The sequence below is a fragment of the Thermobacillus sp. genome, assembly GCF_003390775.1.
Taxonomy (GTDB): Bacteria; Bacillota; Bacilli; order Paenibacillales; family Paenibacillaceae; genus Thermobacillus; species Thermobacillus xylanilyticus.
On record NZ_QEWA01000056.1, the window covers coordinates 32,665 to 49,160 of the forward strand.

Sequence of the window (16,496 nt, forward strand, 5' to 3'; positions counted from 1 at the left end):
GGCGGGTTATCGCGCCGCGAGTTCCGTGCGGATCTGCCGCATGGCGTCTTCCCACGCCCGGTCGCCGCTCAGCAGTCCGTTCTCGACTTTCTGCAGCGCCGATTCCATGATCTCCTCGACCAGCGGCTGATAGGCGCCCGCATAGACCGGCCGGACCGCAAGCGCAGCCTCGCTCAGCAGTTGGCCGACCGGCGCGCCCATGAAGAAACCATCCCGTTTATTCGTAATATCGGTATTGTCGTACAAAGTTGTGAGCGACGGAAAAATATTTTGCTCACGGAAAAGTTCGAGCTGCCGTTCTTCATCGGTCAGCCATCGAATCAGCTCCCAGGCCTCATCCGGATGGCGACTCTCCCGCGGAATGGCGAAGAACCATCCGCCCCAGTTCGCCGCTCCGCCGGGCAGCCGCGTCATGTTCCATTGGCGGATCGCGCCGGGCGAGTTCTCTGTCACGTAGCTGAGCATCCAGGCCGGGGCGAGCAGCGTCGCGAAGTGTCCCTGCTCCATGCCGACGGCCCACTCGGTCGAGCCCGTCTGCAGGCCGGCGGACAGGCCGTTCACCTTCGCGGCGACGGCGTAGTCCCAGGCTTCGCGCACCGCCGGGTTGGTGTCGCCGATGAAGGCGCCGGTCTCGGGGTCGAAGTACTGCACCTCGGCCTGGCCGAGGATGGCGCGGTAGAGCGTGCCGATGTTGTCGATCATCGGTTTGCCCGTCCGGGTGCGGAGCACGATGCCGCTGCGGAGGAACGAATCCCAGTCCGGCAGCGATTCGGCCAGCTCGCCCCGGTCCAGCGGCAATCCGGCCTGCCCGTACAGGCTGACGCGGAACAGCATCGTCATCGGCCCGATGGACGCGGGCAGGGCGTAGATGAACGAGCCGTCCGGGCTGGCCGCCTGCTGCCAGTTCCACGCCAGATACCGCCCGGCGAGCGGCTCGGATGCGAGTTCCCGCAGATTGTAGAAGTAGGACGGGAACCGTTTGAAGCGTTCCATGTAGCTGAGGTCGATCATGACGACATCCGGCGCGCCGTAGCCGGCCGCAAACGCGGTCTGGAGATTGGCGTGCAGATCCTGGGAGTCGAACCGGACGATCTCGACCTGCACGTCGTCATGCTCCTCGTTATACTGTGAAATGAACGGCTCGTAGCCGGAACCGGGCCACAGCCAGATGACGAGCGGGTCCGGCCCCTGGTCCGCGCCGCGGGCGCCGTGGCTGACGATCATGCCGCCCTCCGCGCATGAGGCGAGGACGAGCAGCGCGGCCAGCGCGAGGAGCGGCCATGTCCGGCGCGGTCCGCCGCGTCTGGGTTGTCCATGCGGTGTCATCTCACGGCACCTCCTTGCCGCTGCCGGCGTCCGGATCGATCGGAATGCGGATCGTCACGCGCAGGCCGCCCCATTCGTTGCCGGACAAGGTGATCCCGTAGCTGCGGCCATAGATGTATTGGATTCTCTCCTGCAGATTCGGCAGACCGATGCCGGTGTGCAGCGGCTTGTTCCGCTGCGGCGCGTCTTCGGACAAAATCTCCTTCATCTCGCGTTCGCTCATGCCGATGCCGTTGTCGTCCACGGTCAGCACCATGTCCCGCCCGTCGCGCTGAATGCGGATGCGGATTTTCCATTGATCCCGCTTGACGCCTTCCAGCCCGTGGGTCATCGCGTTCTCGACGATCGGCTGCAGGAGCAGCTTCATGCACCGGCAATCGAGCAGTTCCTCGTCGATGTCCAGCTCGACATCGAGCCGCTCGCCGTAGCGGTATTTCTGCAGGGTGATGTACCGTCTGAGCTGGGCGACGTCCTCGCGGACCGTCGTCATCTCCGAGCCCGGCTGGATGCTGTAGCGCAAGAGCTCGCTGAGCAGCTGCACCATCTCGGCGGCCGCCGCGGCGTCGCGCTTGCCTTCCAGCGTCCAGTAGATCGTGTTCAGCGTATTGTACAGGAAGTGCGGGCGGAACTGGGCGCGCAGCGCGACGAACTGCGCCTGCCGCTCGCTGACCTGCTTGTCCGTCAGATCGCGGATCGTCTGCTGCAGCCGCGCGAGCATGCGGTTGAAGCTGTCATACAGCCCCGACACTTCCGCATTCCAGAGCTGGCGCTTCACCGGCAGCAGATGGCCTTCGTCGATCCGCTCGATCCGTTTCGCCAGGAAGCGAATCGGTCTGACGAGCGTCCAGGAATAGAAGGTGATGAACAGAATGCCGACGGACAGACCGACGATGCTGATCCAGAGGATGGTGCGCTGCAGGCGCGACACGCCCTCGTACACTTCGCTGCGGTCGATGTAGGCCAGCACCGTCCAGCCGCTGTATTCGGAATACGCATAGGAGATGTAGGCGGGCCCGTCTTCCGTGTTCAGCGTAATCATGTCGCTCGGCACTTTGCGCACCTGCTCCAGCAGCACGCTCGGCGCAGGCGTGCCCACGTCGTCCCATACGGTCGAATAGACGACGCGGCCGAATGAGTCGACAACCTGGACTTTGCCGCTCTTGCCGAGGTTCATCTGTCCGATCGTCTTCTGCAGCGTGATCGCGGGGTAGGCGAAGACGATCGTGCCGATGTTCTCGAGCGTCTCGATGTTGTTGAGGCTCCGCGCGCCGATCACGGCCGGCTGGGCGCCGCCCACCCAGACGAGTCCGGAGAACCAGAGCATGCGTCCCTTGTACTGTTCCATTTCGTCGTACCAGGGCTGTTTCTGCACGGCTTCAAGCGACCGCCAGAGGAAGTCCATGGAAGAGTTGGCCAGGTAGCTGGATCCGTACCGGTCAAGGATCATGATATTCGATTCGTGTCCGCTCGTCCGGTTGCTCGCGTTCATGACGCGGATCAGCTCTTCGTTGTAGCTCCCCGGATTCGTGCGGGCGGACAAATGTTTCTGCACGACCTCGTTGAACGCCAGCACCTGCGTCATTTTGTCATATTCGATCAGATTGGCGTCCAGCTTGCCGCTCAGATGGGTGATGGAGTCCAGCAGCAGCCTGGCGGTCTGATTCAACGACGAGCGCGACGTCTGCACGTAGGTCACCGTTGCCGTCGCCGACATGACGAAGAGCAGAATCGCCGTGAAACCGATCGTGAGCTGCGCCAGAATGGACGGTTTGCGTTTCAATGCCATTCTCCCTTTCGGCTGCGGAAAGCCTGATGACAGGCGGGCCGGAGAATGCTTGCGGCTGTTGCATCACTTCCATTATAGTGAACCTGTATAAGGCTGCCAGACCATGGCGATTCGAAATCTTGGAGATTTTTCAGTTTTTTTGACGACATTTAAGGTTTTCAGCACCATCGTTGCCCGAATCTGCCCGGGATATTCGAGCGGCCCACGGAAGGAATGAACACCATGCGACAGGATTCCTGGATTTCGGTTGATGTCAAACAAGTCGAACACCTGGAGCTCCCCGAAGGCTTCCTGCCGCTGCTTGTCGGCACGGTGCTCCGATTCTACGGCGAACGTCTCTGCTTCGGGGGCTATCCGGCCGACCGGCCGTTCTTCCTGGCGGCCTATTTCCTGCCGACGGCGACGATCTATACGTCCGTGCTGGTCGATCCGGAGCAGCTTCTCGAGGATATGCACGATGACGCGATCGAATACGGCCGGGATGAGCCGATGGTGGCGGACAGCGGCTTTGTGCTCAGCGCGACGGTGACGAACGAGATCGTCGCGGAGCCGGGAATGATCGGCTGCCGGACGATGGTCGTGCTGGACTCCCATTTCGAGGGCGCACAGGTGCTGCGGGGCGTCAGGCCCTAAGACCGGTGCGCCCGTCCGGGAAGCCGCCGGAGCGGGATCACGCCGGAGCGGCGACCGGATTCGTCAGCTCGCCGATGCCGTCGACCGCGCACGTGACGACATCGCCGTCGCCGACCCAGTCGGCGCCCGCCGGCGTGCCGGTCAGGATGACATCGCCGGGCTGCAGGGTCATGAAGCGGCTGATGTAAGCGATCTGCCGGTCGACCGGCATGATGATTTCGTCCATCGCGCCGTCCTGCTTCGGCACGCCGTTCACCGAGGCGCGGATGCGCGCCGTGCGCCAGTCGAACGCCGTGTCGATGACCGGCCCGAGCGGGCAGAACGAATCGAACGCCTTGCCGATCGTCCAATGGCCTTCGGGGTGGAAAAAGTCCAGCGCGCTGACATCGTTCGCGACGGTGCAGCCGAAGATGACGCCGTCCGCATCCTCCGGACGAATCCGGCGTGCGGTCCGCCCGATGACGACCGCCACCTCGGACTCGAACTTCACCCGATTCGCCCCGTCCGGCAGCATGATCGGATCGCCGGGACCGATCACGGTGCCGAGCGGTTTGAAGAACAGGATCGGCATGTCGGGTTCGGGCGGTTTCGGCTCGCCCGCAGCGGCGAAGTTTTTGCCGATGCCGATGATATGGCGCGGCATGACCGGCGCGAGCAGGCGGACGTCCGCAAGCCCGAACCGCCGGCCGGTGAACGCGGGCGGGTCGAACAGTCCGCCGGACAGTTCCCGCAGCCAGCCGTCTTCCAGAATGCCGCGGCGGGCGGGGGATTCCGGTTCCGCCAGCGGGATGAAGCGCGCGATTTTCATGATCAGTCCCTCTCCTTGTGCCTCAATTTTTCCGTCCGGATCAAAAATGCCTCCAAATTACCGCCGTTTCGACAACTGTGAGTGATTCCGCCGCATCCGGCTCTCCTGTGAGCGCTTTCGCCCATGTCTCTACTCTACCAGAATGCGCGGCCGCAACCAAATCCGGACTTCCCGGCGGGAGGCCTTGATCCTGAAGGTTCGGGAACTGAGCGGCGCGGACAGAGATGGCGAGAGCGGTGCCGACGGCGGGACACGAGAGGCCCTCCGGATGTCTGCGCAATGGAACTCCGGAGGGCCGCTGAGCAGCCTATACGATTGCAAAAACCGCAGCCAATGCCAGACTTGCGGCTGCGGCCAACACCGTGCCGACAACAAAACCTCTGAAATGAAAACGATAGTTCCTGTATTCGGCCATGCCTTCCGTTCCTTCAATGACCAGAAACTTCGGCGTGACGGTGCAGAACAGCAGCCAGTCGAGGACGAGCCAGTCGACCGCGTTGAACACGGTCATGATGCCGAACGCGTTGAGGAAGGCGGTCGGAAACGCGATGTCCCCGCCGAGCGACCGCTCGAGCAGCCAGGTGGAGACCGCCGGAACGCCGATGAGCACGAGCAGAAAGCAAGCGCCGATGATGCGGGTTGTCCGCTGTTCCGAAGCGGTCTTCGCGCCGGCCGCCCGCTGAATGCCCTCGGGGTACGACTGCAGCAGCAGCCGGGGATTGGCGTACAGCGTTCCCACGATCATCGCCGACAGCACGATCGACAACGCCAGCCCGTACAGGAGGATGGACATTCCCAGCGTCAAGGCAAGTCATCCCTTCCTTCGCGTACACAGCGCCCATGCTTAAACCGGTTTCCATATTCTTTCATCTTGTTTCAGTCGATTTCCTGCAAAGGCGTTCCATATCAACCCTGAAGCTCGGCCCGGACCTCGGCCGCGGCTTGCACCATATGGCGCAGGCTGGCCCACGTTTCGGCTTCGCCGCGCGTCTTCAGCCCGCAGTCCGGATTGATCCACAGGCGGGCGGGGCCGATGGCGCGGACCATCTTGCGGATGGCCGCTTTCAGCTCCTCCACATCCGGGATGCGGGGGGAGTGGATATCGTAGACGCCCGGTCCTGCCCCCGGACGAAAACCGCTCGCCCGCAGCGTCTCGACGAGTTCAAGATCGGATCTCGATGCTTCGAAGGAGATGACATCCGCGTCCATCGCTTCGATCTCCCGGATCATGTCTTCGAACCGGCTGTAGCACATATGGGTGTGAATCTGTGTCTCGGACCGCACACCGCTGTGCACGAGCCGGAAGGCCGGGATCGCCCAGCTCAGGTATTGCGCGTGCCAGTCGGACCGCCTGAGCGGCAGTTTCTCCCGGAGCGCCGCTTCGTCGATCTGGATGATCCCGATGCCATGGGCTTCGAGATCCAGTACTTCGTCGCGGATGGCGAGGGCGATCTGGAAGGCGATCTCCTTCGGCGGGAGGTCTTCCCGCGGGAACGACCAGTTCAGCATCGTCACGGGCCCGGTCAGCATCCCCTTGACCGGCCGGTCCGTCAGCCCGTCGGCAAAGACGGCGTGCTCGACGGTAATCGGCCGGGACCGGCGGACGTCGCCCCAGATGATCGGCGGCTTGACGCACCGCGTGCCGTAGGACTGCACCCAGCCGTTTGTCGTGAAGACGAAGCCGTCCAGACACTCGCCGAAATATTCGACCATGTCGCTTCGCTCGAACTCGCCGTGGACGAGCACGTCGAGGCCGATCTCCTCCTGGCGTCTGACGCAGTCCGCGATCTTGTCGAAAATAAACCGCCTGTACGCCTCCTCCGGCACTTCTCCCTTCCGGTACGCCGCACGAATCGCCCGCACATCCGGCGTCTGCGGGAACGACCCGATCGTGGTGGTCGGAAGCAAAGGCAGCTTCAGCTTGTCCCGCTGGATCGCTTCCCGTTCCGGCAAGGCGGGCAGACGGGTGAAGTCGCGCTCCGTCAGGGCGGCGACTCTCGCCCGGACCGCTTCGTCCGGCTTGCAGCGAGGACCCGCAAGCAGCGCCTCGTTGCGCTTGTACGCCTCTTCCTTCGTCGGATTCGGGCTGTCCAGGAGCCGCTTCAGTTCCGCCAGCTCCCGCAGCTTCTCCTCCGCGAAGGCAAAATGGCGCGTATAGTCCTGCGGCAACCGCGTCTCATGCTTGACCGAATACGGCACGTGCAGCAGCGAACAGGACGGGCCGATGACGACATCCCGCGCATAACGGCGGATTTCCCGCACCGTCCGCAGCGTGTCGGCATAACGGTTTCGCCAGATGTTCCGGCCGCTTACGACCCCTGCGAACAGCGTCTTGTTCTCCGTGAAACCGTGTTTCTGCAGGAGCACCAGGCTTTGCACGCCTTCCACGAAGTCAAGCCCGATGCCGTCGAAGGGCAGCGTCTGCAGTTCTTCATAGCAGTCGCGGACATCGCCGAAGTACGTCTGGACGAGCACCTTCACGCTGTGCTTCCCGGACAGGATCGGCCGGTACAGCTCCGCAAGCAGCCGGATGTCCTCCGTCGTCAAATCCGTCACCAGCCACGGCTCATCGAGCTGAACCCACCGGGCGCCCAGTTCCCCCAGCCGCTGAAGGACATCCTGATAGGCCCGGACGATGTCGGCGAGGACATGTTCCGCCCGCCTGCGCCCGGTGAACCGCGCCAGCTTGAGCAGGGTGAAGGCGCCGACAAGCGCCGGCCGGGTCTCGATGCCGAGCCGCCTTGCTTCCTCGTATTCATCGAAGATTTTGCTTCCGGCGATCCGGATTTCCGCGGAATCTTCGATTTCGGGCACGAGATAATGATAGTTGGTGTTGAACCATTTCCTCATCGCCAGCGCCTTCACGTCGCCCCGCGGCCCCTGATAGCCCCTCGCCATCGCGAAGTACGTCTCGAGCTCATCAAGCCCCAGCGCGCGGTAGCGCTCCGGAACGAGATTGAACAGGACGGCCGTGTCGAGCACATGGTCGTAGAAGGAGAAGTCGTTGGAAGGGATGTGATCGATCCCGCTGTCCTTCTGCACTTGCCAATGCGCACTTCGGAGGCCGGCGGCGGTCCGGTTCAGCTCCCCGGCGCCGATTTCTCCCCTGAAATAGTTCTCAACGGCAAACTTCAGTTCCCTCGAGGCTCCGATTCTCGGATATCCGATGATCGATGTCTGCATCCCCATCACTCCCGATTTCGTCTTTGCTTCAGATTATGGAAGACCGGACGAGGTATCGGGTAATACGCGGTTTCTATCGCGTTCGATAGTTTTTTTCTATGGAGCCGAAGCGTGCCCCGAAATGGCCGGAACGCCGTGGAATCAATATATTGGAGGTGAATTGATCCCGAAACACTATATCTTGTACCTCGGCAAAACTTGTGTTAGGATGGACTCATCTCGCACAACCACATATTGCTTGTTTCGGACAGGCACCGCGAAGGCGGTTTAATAGGGAAGCCGGTGCGAATCCGGCGCTGTCCCCGCAACTGTAACGCGGACGAACGTTCACATCCACTGTGCGCTTTCGCGCATGGGAAGGGAACGGGAGGATGAGGCGGAGCCAGGAGACCTGCCTGACCGAAACGTGGTTTCCTTTCTCCGGGGATTGAGAACAGGAACGGCCGGCGCATGCGGAGGATGGAGCGGTTTTGCCGCGGCAGGGCTTCCGCGCCATGCGCTTGTCGTCAGCAGGCATCCTCGGGGGAGAGGGTGCTTTTTTTCATCCAATCGAACCGCACAAGGGAGGAACCCGCCATGAAACTGTACACGAAAACCGTCTGCCCGCGGTGCATCTGGATCAAATCCGAGGCGCAGCGCTCCGGCAAGGAAGTGGAGATCATCAACATCGACCATGACGAAGCGGCGCGGGAGCGCCTGATCAGCGCAGGCATCAAGACCGTGCCGGCGCTCGAGGCGGACGGCGAGTTCTGGACGAGCACCGAAGAGATGCTGGAGCGGCTGGGGGGCGCGGACGGATGATCGCTTACGCCAGCCGGACGGGCAATGTCCGCTACATCGTCGCGCAGCTGGGGCTGCCGGGAATCGAGATCGGCGAGGATACGACGGTCGCGGAGCCGTTCCTGCTGCTGACCTACACCGACGGATTGGGGCAGGTGCCGGAGGTCGTGCAGCGATTCATGGAGCGCAGCGGCGCGCATTGCCGGGGCGTGGCCGTCAGCGGCAACCGCAACTTCGGGCATGTCCATTTCGGCAGAGCCGGGGATGCGATCGCGGCGCGGTGGAACGTGCCGCTGGTGCGCAAGCTGGAATTGCGCGGATTCAGGCAGGATTACGAAGCGATCCGGCAATTTTACCTGGAACGGATCGGGAAGGGGAGCCGGCATGAAATCGTATTTGCGAATTAACAACGAAGTGCTGCACCACTACAACCGCACGGGGCGGCTGGATCTGGCGAAGGACCGGGAAGCGGCGAGGCGTTATTTTCTCGAGCATGTGAACGTCAAGATGCGCTACTTCATCGATGTGGACGAGAAAATCCGCTACCTCGTCGACGAGGGCTACTATGAGCGGGAATTCCTCGAGCAGTACGACAAGGCGTTCATCGAGAAGCTGTTCGAGCGGGCGTACAGCTATCATTTCCGGTTCCCGTCGTTCATGAGCGCGAGCAAGTTCTATGACAGCTATGCGATGAAGAGCCGGGACGGCGCCGAAATATTGGAAAAATACGAGGACCGCATCGTCATCATCGCCCTCTACCTGGCGCGCGGCGACAAGGAGCTGGCGGAGCGGGCGGTCGACGCGATGATGACCGCCTACCAGCCGGCGACGCCGACGGCGCTGAACAGCGGCAAGCGGGCCCGCGGCGAGCTGGTGAGCTGCTTCAAGCTGTCGATGGACGACTCGATGAACAGCATCGCCGCGAACATCGGCTATTGCCTGGAACTGTCCCGCCTCGGAGGGGGCGTCGGCGTCAACCTGACAGACATCCGTCCGCTCGGCGATCCGATCAAGGGCATCTTAAGCCGCGCCAGCGGCGTCATGCCCGTGGCGAAGCTGCTCGAGAACGCCTTCTCCTATTCGAACCAGCTCGGGCAGCGCAACGGATCGGGCGTCGTCTATCTGAACATTTTCCACGCCGACATCGAGAGCCTCATCTCCGCGAAGAAGCCGAACGCCGACGAGAAGATCCGCCTGGCGACGCTGTCCACGGGCATCATCGTGCCGAATATTTTCTTCGAGCTGATGAAGCGGGACAAGGACATCGTCCTGTTCAGCCCGTACGACATTTACCGGGAGTACGGCAAGCGGATGTCGGAGATCAGCATGAGCGAGATGTACTACGAGCTGCTGGACAACCCGAACATCCGCAAGCTGAAGCGGGTCAATGCGCGGAAGCTGTACACGGAGATCAAGAAAGCCCAGTTCGAGTCCGGCTATCCGTTCGAGGTGTTCGACGACAACGTCAACGCCCGGCATCCGCTGCGCGGGCTGGGACGGGTGAAAATGTCCAACCTGTGCACGGAAATTCTGCAGGTGCAGCAGACCAGCGTCATCCACGACCACGGCACGGAAAATGAATACGGCATGGACGTGTCCTGCAACCTCGGCTCGCTCGACATCCACAAGGCGACGCAGACGGATTTCGAAAAGCTCGTGGATACGGCCATGCGGCTGCTCACCAATGTGTCGCTCATGACCGACATCCGGAACGTGCCGTCCGTCAGCAAGGCGAACCGGCTCATGCATTCCGTCGGGCTCGGCGTGATGAATCTGCACGGCCATCTGGTGTCGCAAGGGCTGGAATACGGTTCGGACGAGTCGATCCTGTTCGTGGATGCGTTCATGGAGGCGCTGAACTACTACTCGCTGCTCGCTTCCATGCGGCTGGCCCGGGAGAAGGGGGAGACGTTCCACGGGTTTGAGCTGAGCGACTACGCGGACGGTTCCTATTTTGACCCGTATGTGGACAAGGAAGAGCGGGAACTGCCCGAGCCGGTGCGGCGCGCGCTGGGGACCGTGCCCGTCATCACGAGACAGATGTGGCAGGAACTGAAGGAGCAGGTGATGGCGCACGGGCTGTTTAACGCCTACCGGCTGGCGGTGGCGCCGACGGGCAGCATTTCGTACATCCGGAACTGCACCGCGTCCCTTGCCCCGATCACGGAGCGGGTGGAAATCCGCGACTACGCGGACAGCCGCACGATCTATCCGATGCCGTTCCTGAATGACGGGAACAAGCATCTGTACAAGGAAGCCTGGGAGATCGATCCGTTCCGCATGGTGGACCTGTACGCGGCGGCGCAGAAGCATGTCGACCAGGGCCTCTCGATGACGGTGTACGTGACCGACCAATGGACGACGGAGCGGCTCGCCCGGCTGTACATTTACGCGTGGATGAAGGGGATCAAGACGGTTTACTACGTGCGGCAGCGGCTGCAGACGATTGAGGAGTGTGTGGCATGCTCGGTCTGAATCGGTATGAAGCGGTGAACTGGAACCGGCAGGGCCGGGACCTCGTCCAGACGTTCTGGGATCAACAATGGCGGCAGATCTGGTTCCCCGAGGAGATTGCCGTGAGCAAGGACGTGAAGCAGTGGAGCCAGTTCGAGCATCAGGAGACGTACAAGCAGGTGCTCGGCGGGCTTACGCTGCTCGATACGATCCAGACGAACATCGGGATGAACGAGATCGCCCGCCATGCGCCGGATCTGCAGGAGAAGGCGCTCTATACGGTGTTCGCCGCGTTCGAGGCGATCCACGCGAAGTCGTACTCGTACATCTTCACCACGCTCTGCACGAACAGCGAGATCGAGGCGATCTTCGACTGGGTGAAGAAGAGCGAATATTTGCAATACAAGGCGAACCGGATCTCGGGCGTCTACCGTTCGATCCGGGAGAATGACCCCGTCTCCCTGTGGAAGGCGATGTTCGCCTCGGTCATGCTGGAATCGTTCCTGTTCTATTCCGGATTTTTCTATCCGCTCTATCTGGGCGGCCAGGGGATCTTGCGGAACAGCTCCGAGGTCATCTCCCTCATCCTGCGGGACGAGTCGATCCACGGGGTCGCCGTCGGCTATTTCGCGCAGCAACTGTTTAAATCGTTTCCCGACAAGGTGAAGGAAGAGCTGACGGTGTGGGGCTGCGAATTTCTGCTCGACCTGTATCACAATGAAATCGAATATACGAACGACGTGTACGCGGAGACCGGCCTCGGTCCGGAAGTGAAAAGCTACGTGCGCTACAACGCCAACAAGGCGCTCATGAACCTCGGGATGGATGTGATGTTCCCCGACGAGGAAGTCAATCCGATCGTCATGAACGGCATTCGGAACGAAGGTTCGACCTACGATTTCTTCTCGCAGAAGGGGTCGACGTACGCGGTGGCGAAAGTGGCGCCCATTACGGACGAAACGTTCGTGTTCTGACGGCGGCAAGGGGGCGATCGCATGACGCTGCAGCAGCTCAAATACATTCTCGCCATCGTGAACTGCGGTTCGATCAGCGAGGCGGCGAAGCAGCTCTATATTTCACAGCCGAGTCTGTCGAACGCGGTGAAGGAGATCGAGGAAGAATTCGGCATCGAGATTTTCGTGCGCTCCCCGAAGGGGATCGCCCTGACGAACGAGGGCATCGAGTTTCTGGCCTATGCCCGCCAGGTGGTGGAGCAGGCGGAGTTGATGGAGCAGCGGTACTTGAACAAGCGGCCGTCCCGGAAGCTGTGCTCGATCTCCACCCAGCATTACGCCTTCGCCGTCCAGGCATTCGTGGCGCTCATGAAGACGCTGGGCGAGAACGAATACGAATGCACGCTGCGCGAGACGCGGACGCACGAAATCATCGAGGATGTCCGGAACTTGCGCAGCGAAATCGGCATTCTGTACCTGAGCGAGTTCAACCGGAAAGTGATCACCAAGCTGCTGCGGGATCATGACCTGAAGTTCCATCCGCTGTTCACCGCGAAGCCCCATGTGTTCATCAGCGTCCACCATCCGCTGGCGCAGCGGGAGATGCTGGAGATGGACGAACTGGACGAGTATCCGTGTCTCGTGTTCGAGCAGGGGGAGTACAACTCGTTCTATTTCGCGGAGGAAATTCTGAGCACGCGAAGCTACCGGAAGAAAATATTGGTGAGCGACAGGGCGACGCTGTTCAATCTGCTGATCGGCCTGAACGGGTACACGATCAGTTCCGGCGTGCTGAACCAGGACGTGTACGGCGGGTTGATCAAGCCCGTGCGGCTCAAGACGGACGAAGACATGCTCATCGGCTATATCACGAACCAGAAGACGTCCCTGAGCCGTCTCGGGCAGCTCTATGTGGAGAAGCTGAAAGAGGTGGTCGCCCGCGCCGGGCATGAGTTGTTGAGTTGATAAGTCAAGCGAAAACCGCACCCTGCGGCCGGGAGACGGCTGATCCGGGTGCGGTTCTTGTTGTTTGTCGGTGCGTTCAGATCTTGAAGTATCCGACGGACTGTGGATGACGTGCTCGTTGCGAAGCTAATTCAAATAAGCCTTCGGGTTGCACCTGTATGGGCGGCAAATATAGAGGAAGCAACCATAAAAACAAATATAAAAATCTGTTACTTGATAAGAACATATGTTCCTATTAAAATGGAGATGTAAGCCAATTTTATTCTCGAGAGGAGGATACCAAAATAGGCTTTAAGAGGTATTACAAAATTACTTGAGATAGGAAGGGTTTCCCACATCCCTGTCGAAAGAAACCAATTAAATTGGTTAGTAAGGAGGATGGGGAGATTGCCCACAAAACAAAAAAACTTTTATGCGTATCAATTCGATCTTCATTATCTTGAAGGAGATAGACAAGTTGATTCAATAAAGTGGGACCAGCGGATAGTTGGAGAAATATTTTCACATATTAACGACTTGCCGCTTCAACAGAAAACACAGAGGTTTCAAGACTCATGGCTGATGTATCTTGACCATTTTAGTGAGGAAACTGACTATTATTTCGGGAGGTTTGCTTATGCTGAATATGGAACAACTGGTGAATTAATTCATGCAGATAATTTAACTATTCGACCAAATCCGAAACACCTTCGTGAGGGTGAAACCCTCTACACATACTTCTGCATACGGAAAAGTGACGGGTTATTTTTGCTTCAAAGCCATGTTAAGCTTAACCGACCAAGAATTGAAGAGTATATTGAACATTTAGGTGCTGAAGTAATTACACGACATAATCTTACTTATATACAAATTTGTACTCTATTGAGTAATTCATTTTTTGACGACATTCAATCGTTGAATTCTGTCAATAGAATTTCTATTGAAGTTACCACGACACAATATGCTGCTGATGAAAACCCGGCCGTGCGTGAACTCCAAGAGGAGGCCACTATTGTCCAAGCTACCAGTGTCAAATTAGATTTTACGGCCAAATACCGTCGTAGTGGTTTGGCTGGAGCTGTCCCTTTTATACGTAGATACGTCGATAAGCCAGGTGTATCAAAAATTGTTGTAAAAGGTAAAATTGCTGGAGCAGAGAAAGTTATTCGAATGGATGAATCTCAAGAAAAATATAGACGAAGTGTAGACGTAGATCATACTGGACAACCAACAATGCGATCAGCGGAAGCTGTTTTAAGGGAGTTGTGCTTATCAAGACTTCCTCTAAAATGAGGAGAGAAAAAGATGAATAGGATTAGATCGTTCATAAGGGCTAATAATTTTCCTTGGGTTACCTTTAAAAGATATTGGAAGTATTCTTCTACTTCCGAACTACTAATGGATGTACTGTTTCCCTGTATTTTATCTATAATACTTTTAATTTTTACATCCTTGTCAGTTGACGACTTTAAACCGCTTATTGAAAAAGTTCAACAGATTAGCGGTCAAGTAATTGCAGCAGTAGCCATTCTAGCCGGTTTTAATATTGCTAGCATATCAATTTTAGCAACAATAACTGGTGGTCCTACAGAAACTCTTAGAAAAAAGCGTTCTGACGACGGTTCATTAAATCTTTATGAAATGCTCATATGTTTCTTTACATGGGCGGTAATAATTCAACTAATTGTTGTTTTACTCAGTATAATTTTTTATTACATCGGATTATTTATCCCTCGAAAATTTGAAAATTTGAAAGTTAATTGGTTTTCCTGGGTTTTTATAGGTGTTTGGTTAACTATTACAATTCATTCTATTTTTCTCTCTATAAGAAACATGAAGACATTATACCTCTATGTGACTTACAAAAAACCTAGTTCATCATAGTGAATTGTGTTTTTAATTGGGTAACTGGGTTGTACAAAGTAGATGAAAGTAGTAAACCTAGACTCTATGTATCGTAAAGATTGACTCCTAGAGCACTGCACCTTCTTCAACACCACTAGCTCGTAGCTTTGGCGGATGTATACAGCCGGAGCCTAAAAAAGGCTCCGGCCGGCGTTATTTCTTCTGCTTGTAAAACTCGTGGTACAGCTTCATGAGCGCACGCTTCTCGATCCGGGACACGTAGGAACGGCTGATGCCGAGCTCCTTCGCAATCTCCCGCTGCGTCCGCTCCTCGCCTCCGGCTTCCAGCCCGAACCGGCCGACGACGACTTCGCGCTCGCGCTCGTCGAGAATGTCCAGATTCTTGTGGATCTTCGACTTCTCGATCTTGAGCTGCACCTTGTCGACCACTTCGTCCGTGTCCGAGCCGAGGATATCGATCAGGGTGATCTCGTTGCCCTCCTTGTCCGTCCCGATCGGATCGTGAAGCGATACGTCCTTGCGCGTCTTCTTGAGCGAGCGGAGATGCATCAGGATCTCGTTCTCGATGCAGCGCGCGGCGAAAGTGGCGAGCTTCGTCCCCTTGCCGGGCTGGAAGCTTTCGATTGCCTTGATCAGCCCGATCGTGCCGATCGAGATCAAGTCTTCGAGGTCTTCGCCGGTGTTGTCGAATTTTTTGACGATGTGGGCCACCAGGCGCAGATTGTGTTCGATCAGCAAGTTTCGGGAATGCTGATTCCCTTCTGCCATCAGCTGGAGATGCTTCGCTTCTTCTTCCTCCTGCAGCGGCTGCGGGAAGGCGTTGTTCTTGACGTAGGAAACCAGCAGCGAGAGCTGTTTGATGAACAAAGCGATGGCAGCGAACAATCCAGGCATGAATAAGGCCACCCCCAAGATGATTTACCGGAACGGCCCGCACGCCTCCGGCGGCGGAAGACTGTTTTACAGTCTATGTGGGCAGCGGCCTATATGTGCTTGTATGACGAAATTTGCCAAGCAGTGTCAAGCCCCGTGCAGCAGTCAGCCATGATCGGCGGCAATCGAAATCCTCTATTGAACGATTTAATTTTCAATTAAAACCCGAGTAAACCGCTATGATAAAATACATTTAACCAACGAGACGACAACATCAAGCCAGATACGACCGATGGAGGGATGACGAATGGGCGGAACCCGAGTTCGACAGTAAATCGGCAATTTTAGGCACATGAAAAATAAAGAATCGCATAACAGCAAGGTTTTTGGGGACTGAAGATAGAAAAAAACGCAAAGTTTCATAGGCACACGTTTTGTTGATGTTTTCTTGTATTTATTGATGATATATGGTATTATATAGGCATGTATATACGACGCGTTTCTCGAAAAAACAAAAATGGATCCACCACCGCTTACCTTCAGCTTGCGCACAACGAGTGGGATCCCGTCGCGAAGCATGCCAAGGCGAAGGTCATCTACTCGTTCGGCCGCGAGGACGAAATCGATCGTTCCGTTCTGGAACGGTTGGTGCAGAGCATTGCCCGTTACCTGACTCCGGAAGCGGCGCTGCAGGCGCAAAACGCAATTGGCGAAACGGCGGAATTCTTGTTCCGGTCCAGCAAGCGCTTGGGCGGAGCCTGGCTCCTCCATCAGCTGTGGCAAAAGATCGGGTTGGACGCCATCCTCGAAAAATTGTTCAAGGATCGTAAATATCAATCGTCCATTGAGCGTCTGATCTTCGCTATGGTGGCCAACCGCGCCCTTAATC

Annotated in this window: 14 protein-coding genes, 1 pseudogene and 1 riboswitch; of the genes and pseudogenes, 9 read left to right on the plus strand and 6 right to left on the minus strand. The window is 57.8% G+C overall.

Going from position 1 to position 16,496, the window contains the following annotated elements; all coding sequences use genetic code 11:
• Window positions 1–6: 6 nt before the first annotated feature.
• Together C6W55_RS16065 and C6W55_RS16070 are read right to left on the minus strand one after the other, a co-directional pair.
• The gene (locus C6W55_RS16065; protein WP_286893803.1) at window positions 7–1,326 is read right to left on the minus strand and encodes an ABC transporter substrate-binding protein; all 1,320 of its coding nucleotides are present in this window, start codon (window positions 1,324–1,326) and stop codon (window positions 7–9) included.
• Window position 1,327: 1 nt separating this feature from the next.
• Entirely contained in the window at window positions 1,328–3,106 is a 1,779-nt protein-coding gene (locus tag C6W55_RS16070) for a sensor histidine kinase (protein WP_015255317.1), read from the minus strand.
• A 228-nt stretch (window positions 3,107–3,334) separates the two neighbouring features.
• Between C6W55_RS16070 and C6W55_RS16075 the strand changes: the two genes are divergently transcribed.
• Window positions 3,335–3,745 (plus strand): hypothetical protein, encoded by a 411-nt coding sequence (locus C6W55_RS16075; RefSeq protein ID WP_015255316.1) that lies wholly within the window; start codon window positions 3,335–3,337, stop codon window positions 3,743–3,745.
• Window positions 3,746–3,782: 37 nt separating this feature from the next.
• Here the strand turns inward: C6W55_RS16075 and C6W55_RS16080 are convergent, their stop codons facing one another.
• From C6W55_RS16080 to metE, 3 genes are all read right to left on the minus strand, one after another.
• Window positions 3,783–4,553 (minus strand): fumarylacetoacetate hydrolase family protein, encoded by a 771-nt coding sequence (locus tag C6W55_RS16080; RefSeq protein WP_052835990.1) that lies wholly within the window; start codon window positions 4,551–4,553, stop codon window positions 3,783–3,785.
• Between the two features lie 307 nt (window positions 4,554–4,860).
• Window positions 4,861–5,358 (minus strand): hypothetical protein, encoded by a 498-nt coding sequence (locus C6W55_RS16085; RefSeq protein WP_015255314.1) that lies wholly within the window; start codon window positions 5,356–5,358, stop codon window positions 4,861–4,863.
• Window positions 5,359–5,459: 101 nt separating this feature from the next.
• The gene (gene metE, locus C6W55_RS16090; protein ID WP_286893806.1) at window positions 5,460–7,736 is read right to left on the minus strand and encodes a 5-methyltetrahydropteroyltriglutamate--homocysteine S-methyltransferase; all 2,277 of its coding nucleotides are present in this window, start codon (window positions 7,734–7,736) and stop codon (window positions 5,460–5,462) included.
• Window positions 7,737–7,968: 232 nt separating this feature from the next.
• A riboswitch (cobalamin riboswitch) is annotated at window positions 7,969–8,149 on the plus strand.
• Window positions 8,150–8,312: 163 nt separating this feature from the next.
• Here metE and C6W55_RS16095 point away from each other — a divergent pair.
• From C6W55_RS16095 to C6W55_RS16125, 7 genes are all read left to right on the plus strand, one after another.
• Window positions 8,313–8,537 (plus strand): glutaredoxin family protein, encoded by a 225-nt coding sequence (locus tag C6W55_RS16095; RefSeq protein WP_015255312.1) that lies wholly within the window; start codon window positions 8,313–8,315, stop codon window positions 8,535–8,537.
• A complete protein-coding gene (gene nrdI / locus C6W55_RS16100; protein WP_015255311.1) occupies window positions 8,534–8,923 on the plus strand; it encodes a class Ib ribonucleoside-diphosphate reductase assembly flavoprotein NrdI in 390 nt (129 codons plus the stop codon). Before C6W55_RS16095 ends, nrdI begins: the two co-directional genes overlap by 4 nt.
• The gene (nrdE, locus tag C6W55_RS16105; RefSeq protein ID WP_015255310.1) at window positions 8,901–10,991 is read left to right on the plus strand and encodes a class 1b ribonucleoside-diphosphate reductase subunit alpha; all 2,091 of its coding nucleotides are present in this window, start codon (window positions 8,901–8,903) and stop codon (window positions 10,989–10,991) included. The genes nrdI and nrdE overlap by 23 nt, the downstream gene beginning before the upstream one ends.
• Window positions 10,979–11,944, plus strand: coding sequence for a class 1b ribonucleoside-diphosphate reductase subunit beta (nrdF, locus tag C6W55_RS16110; RefSeq protein ID WP_015255309.1), 966 nt, complete (start codon window positions 10,979–10,981; stop codon window positions 11,942–11,944). Before nrdE ends, nrdF begins: the two co-directional genes overlap by 13 nt.
• A 21-nt stretch (window positions 11,945–11,965) precedes the next feature.
• Complete coding sequence (locus C6W55_RS16115) at window positions 11,966–12,889, plus strand: LysR family transcriptional regulator (RefSeq protein WP_015255308.1); 924 nt, start codon at window positions 11,966–11,968, stop codon at window positions 12,887–12,889.
• A gap of 387 nt (window positions 12,890–13,276) precedes the next feature.
• The gene (locus tag C6W55_RS16120; protein WP_286893810.1) at window positions 13,277–14,161 is read left to right on the plus strand and encodes a hypothetical protein; all 885 of its coding nucleotides are present in this window, start codon (window positions 13,277–13,279) and stop codon (window positions 14,159–14,161) included.
• A gap of 12 nt (window positions 14,162–14,173) precedes the next feature.
• On the plus strand, window positions 14,174–14,752 hold the full coding sequence (locus C6W55_RS16125) for a hypothetical protein (RefSeq protein WP_286893812.1): 579 nt from the start codon (window positions 14,174–14,176) through the stop codon (window positions 14,750–14,752).
• 174 nt (window positions 14,753–14,926) lie between these two features.
• Here the strand turns inward: C6W55_RS16125 and sigK are convergent, their stop codons facing one another.
• Window positions 14,927–15,628, minus strand: a complete 702-nt coding sequence (gene sigK, locus C6W55_RS16130; RefSeq protein WP_015255307.1) for an RNA polymerase sporulation sigma factor SigK — start codon at window positions 15,626–15,628, stop codon at window positions 14,927–14,929.
• Window positions 15,629–16,090: 462 nt separating this feature from the next.
• Here sigK and C6W55_RS16135 point away from each other — a divergent pair.
• Window positions 16,091–16,496, plus strand: a pseudogene (locus C6W55_RS16135) (IS1634 family transposase); the annotation flags it as partial.